Annotated in this window: 17 protein-coding genes, 1 tRNA gene and 1 pseudogene; 5 read left to right on the top strand and 14 right to left on the bottom strand. The window is 39.6% G+C overall.

The features are described from left to right. Positions 1-277 precede the first annotated feature (277 nt). The 5 genes from H6H03_RS26795 to H6H03_RS26775 all read right to left on the bottom strand — a co-directional run bounded on the left by H6H03_RS26795 (position 278) and on the right by H6H03_RS26775 (position 2,242). Positions 278-526 (bottom strand): CTB family bacteriocin, encoded by a 249-nt coding sequence (locus tag H6H03_RS26795; RefSeq protein WP_190958093.1) that lies wholly within the window; start codon positions 524-526, stop codon positions 278-280. A gap of 171 nt (positions 527-697) precedes the next feature. Beyond that, positions 698-949, bottom strand: a complete 252-nt coding sequence (locus tag H6H03_RS26790; RefSeq protein WP_190958092.1) for a CTB family bacteriocin — start codon at positions 947-949, stop codon at positions 698-700. Between the two features lie 194 nt (positions 950-1,143). Beyond that, complete coding sequence (locus H6H03_RS26785; protein WP_190958091.1) at positions 1,144-1,377, bottom strand: CTB family bacteriocin; 234 nt, start codon at positions 1,375-1,377, stop codon at positions 1,144-1,146. A gap of 194 nt (positions 1,378-1,571) precedes the next feature. Next, positions 1,572-1,805 (bottom strand): CTB family bacteriocin, encoded by a 234-nt coding sequence (locus H6H03_RS26780; protein ID WP_190958090.1) that lies wholly within the window; start codon positions 1,803-1,805, stop codon positions 1,572-1,574. A gap of 194 nt (positions 1,806-1,999) precedes the next feature. Beyond that, complete coding sequence (locus H6H03_RS26775; protein WP_190958089.1) at positions 2,000-2,242, bottom strand: CTB family bacteriocin; 243 nt, start codon at positions 2,240-2,242, stop codon at positions 2,000-2,002. 571 nt (positions 2,243-2,813) lie between these two features. Between H6H03_RS26775 and H6H03_RS26770 the strand changes: the two genes are divergently transcribed. From H6H03_RS26770 to H6H03_RS26760, 3 genes are all read left to right on the top strand, one after another. After that, on the top strand, positions 2,814-3,722 hold the full coding sequence (locus H6H03_RS26770; RefSeq protein WP_190958088.1) for a YihY/virulence factor BrkB family protein: 909 nt from the start codon (positions 2,814-2,816) through the stop codon (positions 3,720-3,722). A gap of 86 nt (positions 3,723-3,808) precedes the next feature. Beyond that, the gene (locus H6H03_RS26765; RefSeq protein ID WP_190958087.1) at positions 3,809-4,315 is read left to right on the top strand and encodes a DUF4112 domain-containing protein; all 507 of its coding nucleotides are present in this window, start codon (positions 3,809-3,811) and stop codon (positions 4,313-4,315) included. Positions 4,316-4,481: 166 nt separating this feature from the next. Beyond that, on the top strand, positions 4,482-5,417 hold the full coding sequence (locus tag H6H03_RS26760; protein WP_190958086.1) for an alpha/beta fold hydrolase: 936 nt from the start codon (positions 4,482-4,484) through the stop codon (positions 5,415-5,417). Between the two features lie 651 nt (positions 5,418-6,068). Here the strand turns inward: H6H03_RS26760 and H6H03_RS26755 are convergent. From H6H03_RS26755 to H6H03_RS26740, 4 genes are all read right to left on the bottom strand, one after another. Next, positions 6,069-6,722 carry a hypothetical protein gene (locus tag H6H03_RS26755; RefSeq protein ID WP_242065748.1) on the bottom strand — a complete coding sequence of 218 codons (654 nt, stop codon included), beginning with the start codon at positions 6,720-6,722 and terminating at the stop codon, positions 6,069-6,071. Between the two features lie 202 nt (positions 6,723-6,924). Next, positions 6,925-8,022, bottom strand: coding sequence for a D-alanine--D-alanine ligase family protein (locus H6H03_RS26750; RefSeq protein ID WP_190958085.1), 1,098 nt, complete (start codon positions 8,020-8,022; stop codon positions 6,925-6,927). A 290-nt stretch (positions 8,023-8,312) separates the two neighbouring features. Beyond that, positions 8,313-8,462, bottom strand: coding sequence for a PsaJ protein (locus H6H03_RS26745; protein WP_190958084.1), 150 nt, complete (start codon positions 8,460-8,462; stop codon positions 8,313-8,315). Between the two features lie 39 nt (positions 8,463-8,501). Next, positions 8,502-9,512 (bottom strand): SDR family oxidoreductase, encoded by a 1,011-nt coding sequence (locus H6H03_RS26740; protein WP_190958083.1) that lies wholly within the window; start codon positions 9,510-9,512, stop codon positions 8,502-8,504. 895 nt (positions 9,513-10,407) lie between these two features. On the opposite strand from H6H03_RS26740, the gene H6H03_RS26735 reads away from it, so the two are divergent. Then, entirely contained in the window at positions 10,408-11,256 is an 849-nt protein-coding gene (locus H6H03_RS26735) for a lysophospholipid acyltransferase family protein (protein WP_190958082.1), read from the top strand. Between the two features lie 146 nt (positions 11,257-11,402). Here the strand turns inward: H6H03_RS26735 and H6H03_RS26730 are convergent, their stop codons facing one another. From H6H03_RS26730 to H6H03_RS26710, 5 genes are all read right to left on the bottom strand, one after another. After that, the gene (locus H6H03_RS26730; protein ID WP_190958081.1) at positions 11,403-11,573 is read right to left on the bottom strand and encodes a hypothetical protein; all 171 of its coding nucleotides are present in this window, start codon (positions 11,571-11,573) and stop codon (positions 11,403-11,405) included. Positions 11,574-11,637: 64 nt separating this feature from the next. Continuing rightward, positions 11,638-11,709: transfer RNA gene (locus H6H03_RS26725), tRNA-Asn, on the bottom strand. 143 nt (positions 11,710-11,852) lie between these two features. Further along, on the bottom strand, positions 11,853-12,404 hold the full coding sequence (locus tag H6H03_RS26720) for an NYN domain-containing protein (protein ID WP_096538339.1): 552 nt from the start codon (positions 12,402-12,404) through the stop codon (positions 11,853-11,855). Between the two features lie 261 nt (positions 12,405-12,665). Continuing rightward, complete coding sequence (locus H6H03_RS26715; RefSeq protein WP_190958080.1) at positions 12,666-13,343, bottom strand: energy-coupling factor ABC transporter ATP-binding protein; 678 nt, start codon at positions 13,341-13,343, stop codon at positions 12,666-12,668. A 13-nt stretch (positions 13,344-13,356) separates the two neighbouring features. Next, positions 13,357-13,629 carry a hypothetical protein gene (locus H6H03_RS26710; protein ID WP_190958079.1) on the bottom strand — a complete coding sequence of 91 codons (273 nt, stop codon included), beginning with the start codon at positions 13,627-13,629 and terminating at the stop codon, positions 13,357-13,359. Between the two features lie 403 nt (positions 13,630-14,032). Here H6H03_RS26710 and H6H03_RS26705 point away from each other — a divergent pair. Beyond that, positions 14,033-14,139, top strand: a pseudogene (locus H6H03_RS26705) (photosystem II D2 protein (photosystem q(a) protein)); the annotation flags it as partial.

Below are 14,139 nucleotides of genomic sequence, written 5' to 3'. Positions count from 1 at the left end.
TTGACAAAATTTCAAGCCTGGAAAATTAAATAATTTTGTAATTTAAAATTAAAGCAACACGGTACTAATGCTATGTAATTTTGTCAGTCTGTTGTTATGTCTTTGGAGTTGTTAATTCTGAATTATGAGTTATTACCTGAGACTAATTAACAAAACATGACCCATATAATCGTATTCTTATGGGTCATTTTTCAAAACTTTGCTATCAATTTTTCTTCGAGTTTATCGATAATTTCATGCTACCTATGCTAACGTTTTAGCCAACGCTTGCAGTAGATTATTCTAATTTAGATTTTAGATCGGCAATATCATTCACATCTAAAGCCAAAAAAGCTAACCCAGCAGTTGCAATCTCTTTAGAACTACCATAAGAACTAGCAGTGCTGCCATTTGGCCCAGAATAACTACTGCCGCTGAGAATATTTTCTCTGGCTATGTAAAAAGTAGTATTTAGAGCAAGATCGGCACCACCAACTACAACTTCTAGTTGTTCATCAGATAAATCTTTAAACAATTCGCCAGACATAGCCGCAAACCTCGTAATTTAAGTTCCATGAAATTTTAGAATTATTTACGTGAGTTCGTATTAGCTCTAAAAATAGAGAAAGTTTAGTTTTAAGAATTATATTTTATTCTGTTACTAAACTATTTTCATAGAACTCACGTATTATTTGATTGCTGTTTTTACTTGCTCAGCTTAATGGCTGTATTTTTTTGAAAGCTCAAGAATCTCATCAGCATCTAAGGCTAAAAAAGCTATTCCAGCAGTTGTAATGTCTGTAGAGCTACCGTTGGAGCTAGCAGTGCTACCGCTGGGATCGGAACTGCTTTCGCCATTTAGAACGTTTTCGTCTGCTGCATAAAAAGTTGCATCGAGTTGGAAATCAACACCACCAGCTACAACTTCTAGTTGCTCGTTTGATAATTCTGTAAACAATACATTAGACATGGTTAGAAACCTCGGAGTTTTGATTTGGAAAATTTGAAAGATTAGTAATGTGAGTTCGCGATTAAGAAGTGAAAATTTAACTTTCTCATATTAGAGATAAAATCTCTAAGTTCTTTTCATCAAACTATTTTCAGCAAACTCACGTATTAGTCCATTGCCTTTTTTAGCTGCTTATCCTAACAGATATATCCTTTTTAAATCTTAGGAATTTCGTGAGCACCCAACGCTAAGAAAGCTATTCCAGCAGTTTCAATGTCTGTAGAGCTACCGTTGGAGCTAGCAGTGCTTCCATGAGGATCAGAACTGCTTTCGCCATTTAGAACGTTTTGGTCTGCTGCGTAAAAAGTTGCATCGAGTTGGAAATCAACACCACCAGCTACAACTTCTAGTTGCTCGTTTGATAATTCTGTAAACAATACATTAGACATGGTTAGAAACCTCGGAGTTTTGATTTGGAAAATTTGAAAGATTAGTAATGTGAGTTCGCGATTAAGAAGTGAAAATTTAACTTTCTCATATTAGAGATAAAATCTCTAAGTTCTTTTCATCAAACTATTTTCAGCAAACTCACGTATTAGTCCATTGCCTTTTTTAGCTGCTTATCCTAACAGATATATCCTTTTTAAATCTTAGGAATTTCGTGAGCACCCAACGCTAAGAAAGCTATTCCAGCAGTTTCAATGTCTGTAGAGCTACCGTTGGAGCTAGCAGTGCTTCCATGAGGATCAGAACTGCTTTCGCCATTTAGAACGTTTTGGTCTGCTGCGTAAAAAGTTGCATCGAGTTGGAAATCAACACCACCAGCTACAACTTCTAGTTGCTCGTTGGATAATTCTGCAAACAATACTTTAGACATAGTTAGAAACCTTGGAATTTTGATTTGGAAAATTTGAAAGATTAGTAATGTGAGTTCGCGATCAAGAAGTGAAAATTTGATTTTTTCGTATTAGAGATAAAATCTCTAAGCTCTTTTCATCAAACTATTTTCAGCGAACTCACGTATTAGTCCATTACCTTTTTGAGCTGCTTATCCCAATAGATGTATGCTTTTTAAGCATGAGGAATAGTAGGAAGACCTTCAGCTTGCAACGCTAAGAAAGCTATTCCAGCAGTTTCAATATTTGTAGAGCTACCGTTAGAGCTAGCGGTGCTACCACTGGGATCGGAACTGCTTTCGCCGTTGAGAACATTTCTGTCTGCTGCGTAAAAAGTTGCATCGAGTTGGAAATCAACACCACCAGCTACAACTTCTAGTTGCTCGTTTGATAATTCTGTAAACAATACGTTAGACATGGTTAGAAACCTCGTAATTTTGATTTGATGAAATTTGAGTTAGCTATTAGTTGATTGCCTTGTGATTGGCTGCTCAACTAACCGCTTGTTTAATACGATATACGTCACTAGCTATGTGAGTCATTTGCATTTTCCGCACAGTTAATTACCATGCACAGAAAAACTTGTTGCAAAATTAAGCAAGTACCGTGTCTGAAAAATACGCTTAGACAAAACTTCTATTTTTATATTCTGCCTTGAGGATGATTATTCATAAAAATCGTTATTGTAGCAGAACTATACACCCCTAATATTCGTTGGATATTTGTTCTTGCTGATTATTCGTTTAATGTTAAACTCGTTTGTGTAACGAAAATCACCCGGAAAATAAGATATCCTCTTACTAACGTCGTAATTTTAGTTACAATCCTCAATGGAATTAGGTTAGCGATCGCCTTATATAAAACTTCTATTTGATTGCATCATCCAAAAACTTTGTATAGATATCAGTCAGTTGAAATGATAAGTTTCCAACTGCACATGATATTACCTGCGTGTGACAATATCATTTGAGTTGCTAATTACTGTAGTTATGTTCAAGCCTCGTTTTGTTCGCTTTTTTCGTCACCTTAATTGGTGTACATTGAAACAAACTTTCGCTAGGACAATGGAAACACGACTTTTTGGACTAGCCTCAGAAATTGCTTTCAATGCCATGTTATCCCTGTTCCCAGCGATTCTTGCTTTGATTACAGCTATTGGCTTATTGGCAGAATCTTTACAAAACACTTTTAAACAACTGGCGACGCAACTCAGTCAAATTTTACCTGAAGAAGCTTTAATTCTGATTCGTGATTTTGCCACTACAGAAATTACCAATTCCAAAAACAGTGGTTTATTTTCTCTAAGCTTTTTATTAGCAATTTGGACTGCTTCAGGTGCCGTGAATACTGCAATGACAGCCCTCGACCAAATCCATCAAATTCCCTCAGAACAAATACGCCCTTTTTGGAAAGCCAAGCTTGTTTCTTTGGGATTAACAGTCGGTACGATATTACTTTTAGTATTGGCTTCTTTTTTAGTGTTTACCAGCGATTGGCTGTTGGGAATGGTAGCACGTGAAAATTCTTCTTTAATCTTTTTGTTCGATATTTGGCAGCTGTTACGCTGGCCTTTAGCTTTAAGTATTGTTGCTTACGCTTTTGGCTTTGTCTATCGCTACGGGCCGAGTGTGTGGAACCCAGGCACACCAATGATGCCTGGAGCGATTTTAGCAGCTGTTTTCTGGGCTATGTTATCCGCCTTATTTCGGCTTTATGTCGCGAACTTTGGGAATTATAATAAAGTATATGGTGCAGTTGGAGCTGTGATAGTTTTGATGCTCTGGCTGTCGATGAGTGCCGCTGTAATGTTAATCGGCGACCAGTTGAACGTGATTGTCGGCGAAGATATGCGTTCCAAAGTACAGCCACAATCTAGCAAAAATATTAACAAATATTAATTAGTAAATCTTGGAAGAAACTTTTGCAAAAGTTCAAGACAAGAGTAAAATGTCTAACGATTGAATATAAATAAGCGATCGCTTTCATGCCTGATTCTTCTTTTCGGTCTTCCATGATTGAACCTGATGCCAAAGCACCTACTTTAAAACGCCTCCGTCAGATAAGTCGGGTGTTAGATAATGCTATCACTATTCCCGGAACTCAAGTTGGCATTGGTATCGATCCAATTTTAGGATTACTACCTATTGGTGGTGATTTTTTGGGAGTCATGTTTTCTTGCTACATTATTTTAGAAGCAGCACGCTTGGGTGTATCTAGAGCCTCCTTAGGCAGAATGGTTGTGAATGTAATTATTGATGGCTTAGTAGGTGCTATCCCAGTTTTTGGAGACTTTTTTGATGTTGCTTGGACAGCTAATAATCAGAATCTCAAGCTATTGGAAGAACACTTAAAATTTCCCAGCCAGCAAAAGAGTGCAGACAAGTGGTTTATCATTGCTGTTTTTATTGGATTGTTGCTAATCTCCATTGCCTTAGTAGCATTACCCGTGATCCTAATTAGAATTCTTTGGAATGCGTTAACTGGCAGCTAAATGATTAGAATTGAGAATCCAGAATTCAGAATTAAGAAGACTCTAAAACTCAAGCTTAATCATTTTAATAAAATTCAGAAGCTATAGTACCCTTGGCTATATATTCATTCTGACTCCTGAATTCTGATTCCTGGCTAATTAACTTAAATTATTGATTTATAAAGGAATGAAAGATTGGTGGCAGGCCACTTTTCCTAAAGGGCGGCAAAATTTGGTTATTACTGATGCTCATGGGTATCCTGTACAAATTGCTTATGGCGAAAAAGGTAAAGGAAAACCGCTAATTCTCCTACATGGTATCGGCAGTTGGAGCTACAATTGGCGTCACCTAATAGCACCATTATCTAAATATTTTCGCGTAATTTGTTTTGATGCCAAAGGATTTGGTTTTTCCGAAAAACCATTGTCTCGAAGAGAACATAACGGTCATCAAGTTATTGAATTTCAAAGAATTATTCAGGCATTATGTGATGAACCAGCAGTGATTGTGGCTGAATCTCTGGGGGGATTAGTTGCCCTTGCCCTTGCTCAAGAATATCCCCAATTAATTGGGCGGTTGATAGTAGTAAACGTGCCTATTTTTCCCGAAGGTTTACCCCATTGGGGTATGTGGTTACTCGCCCAAACACCTCTAGAAATAATGCAAACTGTAGACTCGTTGCGTCTGGCATCTCTGTTTGCACCTTTATTTAGAGAAATAATGGCAATAGAAAGACGTGCAGTACTATTCGATCCTTCAATTTTGACAGAGGAAGATATCTATTGGATAACTTACCCGTTTATTGAATTACCTGGTACGATCGCTAAAGTTGCCGAAGAGTTACAAATAGCAGCCAGAGAAATAAAGAATTTGCAAGAAAATAAGCCAAATATCCTCGCAAAAATTCAAAATAATTTGCATAAAATTCAGTGTCCTACACTAGTTTTGTGGGGCGAGCAAGATAGTTGGTTTCCTACTAGTCATGGTGCAAAATTACATCAACACATCTCTAATTCCAAATTTCAAATTTTGTCTAACTGCCGTCATGATGCTTCAACTGGTGCTTCTGAGGTACTGAATACAGCAATTGTGAAATTTTTGCAAGATACTGAGTTTTACTAAAGAACAAGAATTCAGGATTCAGAATATTTCAACTATGAAATGATGTGACTTTGATAATTTGTACTGCATATATTCATCACTCATTCGTACAAAATTCATACTGAATTCTGGCTCCTCAATTCTGAATTCTTCTTCATAAAAAGAGAGTGGGAGGAAGCATATCAGTTAGCTTTCCAACTCCCACTCTATCATTTGCTACTGAAGTGAACAGGAATGTATACACACGTTGCTTGTGGTTTGGGGGCTAATGTGTACTTCAAGAACAACAGCTATATACATTTAATATTCCTGTTGTAGCAAATGCCAAACTTAATTATTAATGTTTATCCGGCAAAAAATCCTTTCATAATAATTATTGGTGACAGCTTTTTCTGTGTAAACCTCTTAGCAAATAATATTTGCTGTAAAAAATATTTGCTTGCTTGGTAGTCCCTGATAACAACACCCTTGAAGTCGTTTATCTTCTATAATTTAGCTTGCTTAATCCAAATAGGGTTGCCATTTTGGCAGGTTTTTAACTTTTTAAAAGCCGTTAAACCTCTATATATCAAGCCTAAAAAATAAGATTCCTGACTTCTTAGAGAAATCAGGAATCTAGTCACCTTAATTAACAAAAAATATTAATTTGACAGGTTTTTACTTTACAGTATTTTAATACTGGCGTAAAATCGCAGACAATGAACTATCTTTACGGAGATCCATCAAGTCTGCCAATGATTCTTTGCGCGTATCCAAGTGGTGTCTGTGTTCTGGTGGTAGAACTGTCACCAAATGCTTTGTTTTAGGTGCTGTCTGCATCACAGGCATTAGTTGTGGCTGGGGCACAAAAATTGGCTGGTTTTTGGGAAGGCGCGGTTCCAATCTTGTGTAGCGGGCTTCTGCCATGCGTGCATGATGACGATTAACCTGTTTTGGGGCTTTTTGCGGTTGCGTTTTCCGGTTAAGCATTCGGAAAATAATCCAGCAACCACTACCACAACTAAGGGCGATCGCAGCCACCATCCATAAAGGTGTAGGATTAGTATTCTCGGAGGACGGATATATTGGTTGTTCTACGATAACTGGAGGAATTTCTTCTGTTTCTTCTGATGTTACCTGGCCAGGATTAGTTAAGCTATACAAGGCAAAGGCACCACCTCCGAGAAACATCGCTAAAGATCCAGTTAACAATAGCCAAGGATGATGTGCAACCAAATATATCAGACCATTTGAGCTTTTTCTTAATCTAGATTTCCTGTTTGTCAGCTCTGGAGTGGCCCCTATTAGTTGGGTTGGCTCGTGCTGTACACTCTGACTTTTTTCCATGATTACTTTCAGATTTGTACCCCTCTAGTCAATAAATTGTACTGGAGGAGTCAAGCATCAGCTATCCGTAACAAAAGTTCAGATTCGAGTAACTTTTTTGTAAAACAAAGGTTACTAAATCTGGTTAACTTTTGCCTAAATTCTGTATTTGCTGCTACTTTTTTCTGTAATAATCTGGAAATTTATTCGCTGATTTTTCTTGTCAAGTAGGAGAATGTCTTTCGATCGCCAGTTGAATTAAACGATCTACTAATTCTGGAAAAGCAACTCCACTATGTGCCCAGAGTTGAGGATACATACTAGTTGCAGTGAACCCTGGTAAGGTGTTGATTTCATTAATCAAAACTTCTTGTGTCGCTTCTACATAGAAAAAATCTACCCTTGCTAAACCTGCGGCATCAACAGCTGCAAAAGCTTGCAACGACATGTCCTGAATTTTACGAACTATGGCATCTGGAATGCGTGCTGGTATCAGTAAATCTGCTTTACCTTCAGTATATTTTGTTTCATAATCGTAAAAATCGCTATCATAAGTAATCTCTCCAACGACAGAGGCTTGGGGTTGGTCATTACCTAAAACGGCACACTCCACTTCCCTAGCTACCACACCAGCTTCTACAATTAGGCGTCGGTCATAACTAGCGGCATTATCTAAAGCAGCTTCTAATTCTGGGCGCGATCGCACTTTGGCAATGCCCACTGATGAACCTAAATTAGCAGGCTTGACAAAAGCAGGATAACCTAATGCTGCCTCAATTTCATCACACAGTTTCGGAAATACACAAGGATTAGACCAAACTTGCGCTCTGGTTATTGCCTTGTATTTCACCTGCGGTAGTCCCGCTTGCTCAAATGCCATCTTCATGGCAATTTTATCCATCCCCATGGCCGAACCTAACACGCCAGAACCCACAAAAGGCACTTGCATCAACGTGAGCAAGCCTTGAATTGTCCCGTCTTCACCGTTGGGGCCGTGGAGAATGGGAAACCAAACATCCACTTCCGCAACTTGAGAGGGTGATTGCCATTGGCTGAGGGTTTGGCTTTGAGGATTAGATGTCAGTCCCCCAGATGTTGATTCTTGGGATTCCAGTAGTGGGACACCACTTCCTAAAACCTTTTGGGGTGCTTCCCCCGCCAGCCAGCGTCCATCTTTTTGGATATAAAAAGGCAATATTTCGTACTTACTAGTATTTTCCTCTGCACTTAAGGCTTTAGCGATCGCCCGTGCTGAGTTGATCGAAACTTCATGCTCTCCTGAACGACCGCCAAACAATAACCCCACGCGCAGCTTAGCCATTTTGAGTACCTCGAAACTCCTCAAGCAGATAGCGTATCACAACCTACAAAACTTGCCATATTTTTCGCTAATTTTTCGTGCGTTAGGACTCGGTTACCCACAAAATTATTGGTAGAGACGTTGCAATTGCAACGTCTCTACATCGTTGGAATAGTGAAAAATCCTGGGGTGTGGCTCGTGGTTTCCCTACAGTAAAGATATTGTATTGCAACATCTCTACTTGAAGGGATAGAGCGATCGCCAATTTTTTTGAGCTATTAGTTATAGGTTTGAACCTATGACGGGCTGATTTAGGGCATAGGATGGAAAAGAAGATCTGGCAGAAAGTAATTAAAAATTGCCCAGGTAGAAAAAGCAATTGATATCGAAAGAACAGCAAGAACTGGTGCTAGGGAAAGATATCTAATGAAATATCCTTGTTGATTACTTTGTTTCTGCATATAATACTCCCAACATGCTTAATAAATCGAACCTTAACATTACTCATTGTGTTTGAATACTTGTGCTGCCAGTAATGCCAATAAAGCACCTGTAGCGATGGTTCCCCACTGAAACAACCGCAACTTCCCTAAAGCATCAGAAATGCTGGGTATGACTAAATTTTGATAATCTCCATCAATTCTGCCGTCTTCTTGAACAGATTGGTAAAAATTATTGGGTGCATGTTCAGATTTTGATTCATCACTACGTTGTAGATTAAAACCAATCAGCAATAACAACGAATCTACGAACGACGGTGATATTTTCTGTGCTAAATCTAGTAATTTAGCTACATCCCCAACCAATAGATCGCGAATTGGGTGTTCAGCTGCATAGAGGATGGCATCGGCAACAATTCTTGGATCGTAATAAGGTGGTATTCCTGCTGGTTTTACCCCTAACTTCGTCAAGCCATTATTCCAGAACGGAGTGTTAATCACAGCTGGCTTAATACTTGTGACATTGATAGGCCATTTTTCATGTAGCAATTCGACGCGCATAGCTTCTAGAAAGCCCTCAACCCCATGTTTAGCTGAGGAATAAGCACTTTGATATGGAAGCGATCGCCTACCTTCCATTGAAGATACATGGATTAGTGCGCCCCGCCCTTCGCGTTTAAGATGAGGTAACGCCGCCATCGCACCATATACTTGCCCCATCAAATTTACATCAATGACGTGTTTAAATTCTTCTGGTGCTGTATTGTCAAAAGTGGCAAAGATGCCAATAGCAGCCACGTGTGCCCAAGTATCAAGTCGTCCATAAACCTCTACAGCCCGATCTGCGATCGCCCGAACTTGGTCGAATACTTGTACATCAGCAACAATATGGGTTGCCTCACCACCAAAACCTCGAATCTCTTCCACCAAGGACTTTAACTTTGCCTCACCACGAGCAGCGACAATTACCTTTGCTCCACGTTTAGCAAATTGCAGGGCTGTCTCCCGCCCGATACCGCTGGAAGCTCCAACGACTGCAACAACTTGCTGATTAATTGGCTTTAATTGCATAAACGTTACTCCTGATAATTAATTGGGGATTACGGATTAAAAATTTTTCCCACAGCCCCCTGTTACTAATGCTTGAAAAACAAGTTAGTCATTTATTTATTGATGTTCAAATTAATAAATATATGAAATATTTTTTTTATAAATGAGCGGCAGATAGGAATTTTAAATTTATCTATCAATCAGAATTAAAAAAAAATATCTTAATTATCATTATCGCTCTGCATTCCTTCTCCATATCGCCAATCAATATAGTTACACAAACAATTTGTATATTTATTTATTAGATTGAATAAAGCTCTCAAGAAATATCTTGAAGAGCCGTTCAAGTATAACCATGAGTATGAAATAGCGCTTAATTACAATTTAACTTTGCTAATTAGTTTTATCGTCCATCCAAAGAAATAACTCGATATAAAGCTAATTTGTCATCTACAATACGTAAATTGTGTATGCAAAAGATGAATTCACTGCAAATTGAAAATTGTGGCGATCGCCTCAAAATCTACCCAATCAATCCAGCAAACTTTGAGTGAAGTACCCACAGACATAAAACTATATTAAATATTTCGCCTATCCATTTTTGTGGACTCATAAATCAGCCAATTTTGAATATCTAACTCGTGCCATATTGTCTCGCGACGATACATTTCTACTTTTGGGATTGTTTTATCTGCTTTACAGAATCCATCAAATACTCATGCAGCTATGTAAAGCTAAATATCGATCGGCCAGTGCCAAGCAGCAGATTTATTGCGGGCGATGGCTGAGAGAATAGATCGGTAGCTACAAAATTCGCTACGTTGTTCAATTTACTTTTCAAGCTGCAACAATTTTGGAATTTTGCTGCCACGGTAAAAGATGATTCGATCTTTACCAGTACTGTTAGAATGTATCGATGTCAAAAAAGCAACATTTCTTAAACAAAAAACTCGGTTGGTCATTGGATGAGCGAGATCCAAAGTTCATCAAATCTCTAATGCCTCTATTTAGCTTTTTCTATCACTACTATTTCCGAGTTGAAACTAGTGGCTGGGAGAATATTCGACCTGAAGAAAAAGTTTTGTTTGTCGGTTCGCACAATGGAGGACTCGCAGCTCCGGATATGACAATGATAATGTACGACTGGTTCCGACGCTTTGGTGTGGAGCGACCCGTTTATGGTTTGATGCATCCCAAAGCTTGGGAAGTTAGCCCACCACTAGCGCAACTGGTTGCCAAAGCTGGAGCGATTGTGGCTCATCCAAAAATGGCTTACGCTGCCTTGCGGTCTGGAGCTAGTGTACTAGTTTACCCAGGCGGAGCCGAAGATGTCTTTCGACCACATCATTTGCGTAACAAAATTTATTTTGTGGGACGACAAGGATTTATCAAGTTAGCCTTGCGGGAAAATGTCCCAATTGTGCCTGTGATTTCTTGGGGTGCCCACGATACGCTAATTGTGCTTGCTGACTGCTACAAAATTGTGCAACAGCTCCACGAATGGGGAATGCCTTGGGTATTGGGAATTGACCCAGAAGTTTTTCCCATTTATCTGGGGTTACCTTGGGGATTAGCAATCGGGCCCTTGCCCAACATTCCCTTACCTGTGAAGTTGTACACGCGGGTTTGTCCTCCCATTGTATTTGAACGTTATGGTCGGCAAGCAGCCTGCGATCGCCAGTATGTCAATGAATGTTATGAATTAGTTATTAGTCAGATGCAGCAAGAGTTAGACAATCTAGTAAAACTGTCTGCTAACTCATAGGGGACTTGCAAAATTTATTTCCAGCGATCCCAAAATCCAAATCCCGACTACATCTTCTGTTTCCTGCTTTGACATAAGACCCAGGCTTAAAAGAACAATATTTGGGAGCATCCAATTTTCTCAAATTGAGATTCTCCCAATAATGGTTATGACGGCACAAATAGAGCAAACACAACTTTGCCAATATTGACCGTGGCAATTTGAGATTTTAGATCGTAAATTATTTTGCTACTTCTCCACAGAAACAAGCTATATGCCCCGCCCCTAGCGGCTGCAATAAATCCTTCGATCAAAAATTCAAAATCTTCAATCCCCATACACTCTTCGTGTGGGTCAATATAAAATCACCAATCAAAGATTGATTGAGTATTAATTTTTTAACTCCCCAGACTGGATTCGAACCAGTGACCAATCGATTAACAGTCGATCGCTCTACCGCTGAGCTACTGAGGAACGCTCACGATTTATAATCTTAAACCTAAACTATAGAATTTGCAAGTACTTTAGCTAATTTTTTTTCTTAGATGTTTAATCATAGATTTTTGCAACCCAAAACCCGCTCTAGAAGCTAAACAAAGGCTTTTGGATAATCAGATTTACTGTAATCCCATTCGTAATTCAGCCAGACGCTGCCGTGCTTTGGCGTCGATTGCATTGGCCAAAAATCTACTCTTTGATTGTTTGCGTGTATGATACTTTTGTCGCATCCGACAGACTGTAGCTTCTACCTCGCCACACAGTTGTTGTGCCGAAAGCCATTCAGCCCCATACCCCTGCACCATCAACTGCTGCGCTCGATCTGATGTAGCGACAATGACACGAGAAATTAAAGATTGAGCTATTTGCTGGCGAAAAGACGCACAAGATTTTTCAATATAAGTATCTGCTGTTTGCCCAAAATCAGTGTAGTAAACAGATAAAAGCTCTGTAATAATTTCTTTATTGCTAGAAGAATTTTGATATTGGGCATCAAAAATTATTTGAGTTGCATAACCTTGAAACGCGCTGTAACCAGTCATTGCTTCCACAAGTTCGTTGCGTGCGGCTTCTAGTCCAGCGCTATCACGGGTTTTTTTCAAGCAAGGCCAAGCGCCTATTATATTGTAGCCGTCCACTAACAAAACGGCTTGGAGTAACGAACGGGGCATGGTTTTTAATCACAATTTTCTAGAGTTAGCAAAATTCATTCATAATTTTTATAATAATTGATGCACTGTATGTAACACTATGTTACATAAAACAAAAAACACCCCAGCTTTATAAAATTGACCTTAAGACAGAGGTAATAACATAAAACGCGCCTTTTTTTTAAGGCGCGTTTTAGTAAAGGGGAGTGGGAAGATGGGGAGTGTGCGGGATGTGGGGAGAATAACTCTTAACTACTCAACAGTCAGCGCTCCTAAGCTCAATCAGGAAACTTCACTATGTATTTGCATCAGACGTTGCTTAAGGCGTTGGGCTTCACCCCTATCTACAAGAGAACCTTTTTCTAATAAAAAAGCGCCGTCACAGTAATCTAGCTCGTCTAACCGATGGGTCACCCACAAGGCTGTGATACCTCGACTTTTGACGAGACGGCGGACACCAGCAACTAAATCCAGTTGGCTATCTGGATCTAACAAAGCAGTGGGTTCATCTAATAATAAGACTTCACAACGACGGGCGATCGCGCCAGCGATGGCAACTCGTTGCTTCTGTCCTCCAGAAAGCGCATATATTGGGCGTCGTTGTAGGGTCAGTAAATTTACTGCCCCCAGCGCCTCCTCAACCCTGACTCTCACAGCAGCAGGAGGCAACTTTTCTTCCACCAATCCAAAAGCCACATCAGCACCAACTGTTGGCATCACCAGTTGATGATCGGGATTTTGGAAGACAAAGCCAACTGGCTGCAAAACCCGAATTTCCCCAGAATTCGGAGCTAATAGCCCCGCCACCAGCCTCAGTAAGGTTGATTTCCCACTGCCGTTTGTACCCAAAAGCATCCAAAACTCACCCTTAGGAACTTCTAAAGAGCAAGATTTAATTACTTTCTCTCCATTAGGCCAACTGAAGTTTAAATCCTTGACCTCGATGCCCACTTGAGACATTTGTCAACCTTGGTTACTCACCAGCTAGAGCGAAAAAGCCAGGTGGTCTCCCACTAGCAGTGGATACACCATCTTTCTGAACAATCTGTACCCCAGAAATCTCACTAGCACGGACAGCAATTTTCTTGTCTGTTTTGCCCTCGCACTTTAGCTCCACTATGTCAGGATTGCCAGAACGCATCGCTGCCAAAATTAGCTGATAGACAGCCTCAGCATCCTCGGCTGACTTACGTTGTACTGAGATCGGGAAAGCAGTGTTTTTGATGCTTAAGTCGATGGTAAACATTTAACATTAATCAAAATTTAACTGTAGCACTCATTTTAACGTCAGCTGACTGATTCTTGGAGAAAGGGCATTGGGCATTGGGCATGGGGCATTGAGATATGTAAGAGGAGCCAGAAACATAAATTCTTTTTCTTCCCACACTTTCCATCTCCCTAAACTTCCTATGCCCTATGCCCCATTCCCTATGCCCTATGCCCTACTCCCTCATATCTATCTATAGTTAATTTTTATGACAAATTATCTAGAAAAATTAGAGATTTGCACTTAAGATGATTAAAGGTTAGTAAAAAATTGTAAACTAGGTTAACGACTTGGTTAACTTTCTGCATTGTAGAGAAGCTTCTGAATAGCTATCTATAATACAGATACAACCTGTACTTATAAGATTTGGAGATTTGCTCTAATGACCATCGCAGTTGGACGCGCCCCAAGTACAAGAGGGTGGTTTGACGTAGTAGACGACTGGCTCAAGCGCGATCGCTTTGTATTCGTAGGTTGGTCAGGATTACT

Origin of the sequence: Nostoc paludosum FACHB-159 (assembly GCF_014698835.1) — a bacterium.
Lineage (GTDB): Bacteria > Cyanobacteriota > Cyanobacteriia > Cyanobacteriales > Nostocaceae > Nostoc > Nostoc paludosum.
The sequence above is the reverse complement of the archived record's forward strand: the minus strand, read 5'-3'. Positions and strand labels throughout refer to the sequence as shown.

What these genes read in the sequence shown, in the direction of transcription:
- H6H03_RS26770 (WP_190958088.1), top strand. Translation starts at nt 2,814, where the DNA reads ATGTTCAAGCCTCGTTTTGTTCGCTTTTTTCGTCACCTTAATTGGTGT.
- H6H03_RS26780 (WP_190958090.1), bottom strand. Translation starts at nt 1,805, where the DNA reads ATGTCTAAAGTATTGTTTGCAGAATTATCCAACGAGCAACTAGAAGTT.
- H6H03_RS26750 (WP_190958085.1), bottom strand. Translation starts at nt 8,022, where the DNA reads ATGGCTAAGCTGCGCGTGGGGTTATTGTTTGGCGGTCGTTCAGGAGAG.
- H6H03_RS26720 (WP_096538339.1), bottom strand. Translation starts at nt 12,404, where the DNA reads ATGCCCCGTTCGTTACTCCAAGCCGTTTTGTTAGTGGACGGCTACAAT.
- H6H03_RS26795 (WP_190958093.1), bottom strand. Translation starts at nt 526, where the DNA reads ATGTCTGGCGAATTGTTTAAAGATTTATCTGATGAACAACTAGAAGTT.
- H6H03_RS26790 (WP_190958092.1), bottom strand. Translation starts at nt 949, where the DNA reads ATGTCTAATGTATTGTTTACAGAATTATCAAACGAGCAACTAGAAGTT.
- H6H03_RS26755 (WP_242065748.1), bottom strand. Translation starts at nt 6,722, where the DNA reads ATGGAAAAAAGTCAGAGTGTACAGCACGAGCCAACCCAACTAATAGGG.
- H6H03_RS26740 (WP_190958083.1), bottom strand. Translation starts at nt 9,512, where the DNA reads ATGCAATTAAAGCCAATTAATCAGCAAGTTGTTGCAGTCGTTGGAGCT.
- H6H03_RS26715 (WP_190958080.1), bottom strand. Translation starts at nt 13,343, where the DNA reads ATGTCTCAAGTGGGCATCGAGGTCAAGGATTTAAACTTCAGTTGGCCT.
- H6H03_RS26730 (WP_190958081.1), bottom strand. Translation starts at nt 11,573, where the DNA reads ATGGGGATTGAAGATTTTGAATTTTTGATCGAAGGATTTATTGCAGCC.
- H6H03_RS26775 (WP_190958089.1), bottom strand. Translation starts at nt 2,242, where the DNA reads ATGTCTAACGTATTGTTTACAGAATTATCAAACGAGCAACTAGAAGTT.
- H6H03_RS26760 (WP_190958086.1), top strand. Translation starts at nt 4,482, where the DNA reads ATGAAAGATTGGTGGCAGGCCACTTTTCCTAAAGGGCGGCAAAATTTG.
- H6H03_RS26785 (WP_190958091.1), bottom strand. Translation starts at nt 1,377, where the DNA reads ATGTCTAATGTATTGTTTACAGAATTATCAAACGAGCAACTAGAAGTT.
- H6H03_RS26735 (WP_190958082.1), top strand. Translation starts at nt 10,408, where the DNA reads ATGTCAAAAAAGCAACATTTCTTAAACAAAAAACTCGGTTGGTCATTG.
- H6H03_RS26710 (WP_190958079.1), bottom strand. Translation starts at nt 13,629, where the DNA reads ATGTTTACCATCGACTTAAGCATCAAAAACACTGCTTTCCCGATCTCA.
- H6H03_RS26745 (WP_190958084.1), bottom strand. Translation starts at nt 8,462, where the DNA reads ATGCAGAAACAAAGTAATCAACAAGGATATTTCATTAGATATCTTTCC.
- H6H03_RS26765 (WP_190958087.1), top strand. Translation starts at nt 3,809, where the DNA reads ATGCCTGATTCTTCTTTTCGGTCTTCCATGATTGAACCTGATGCCAAA.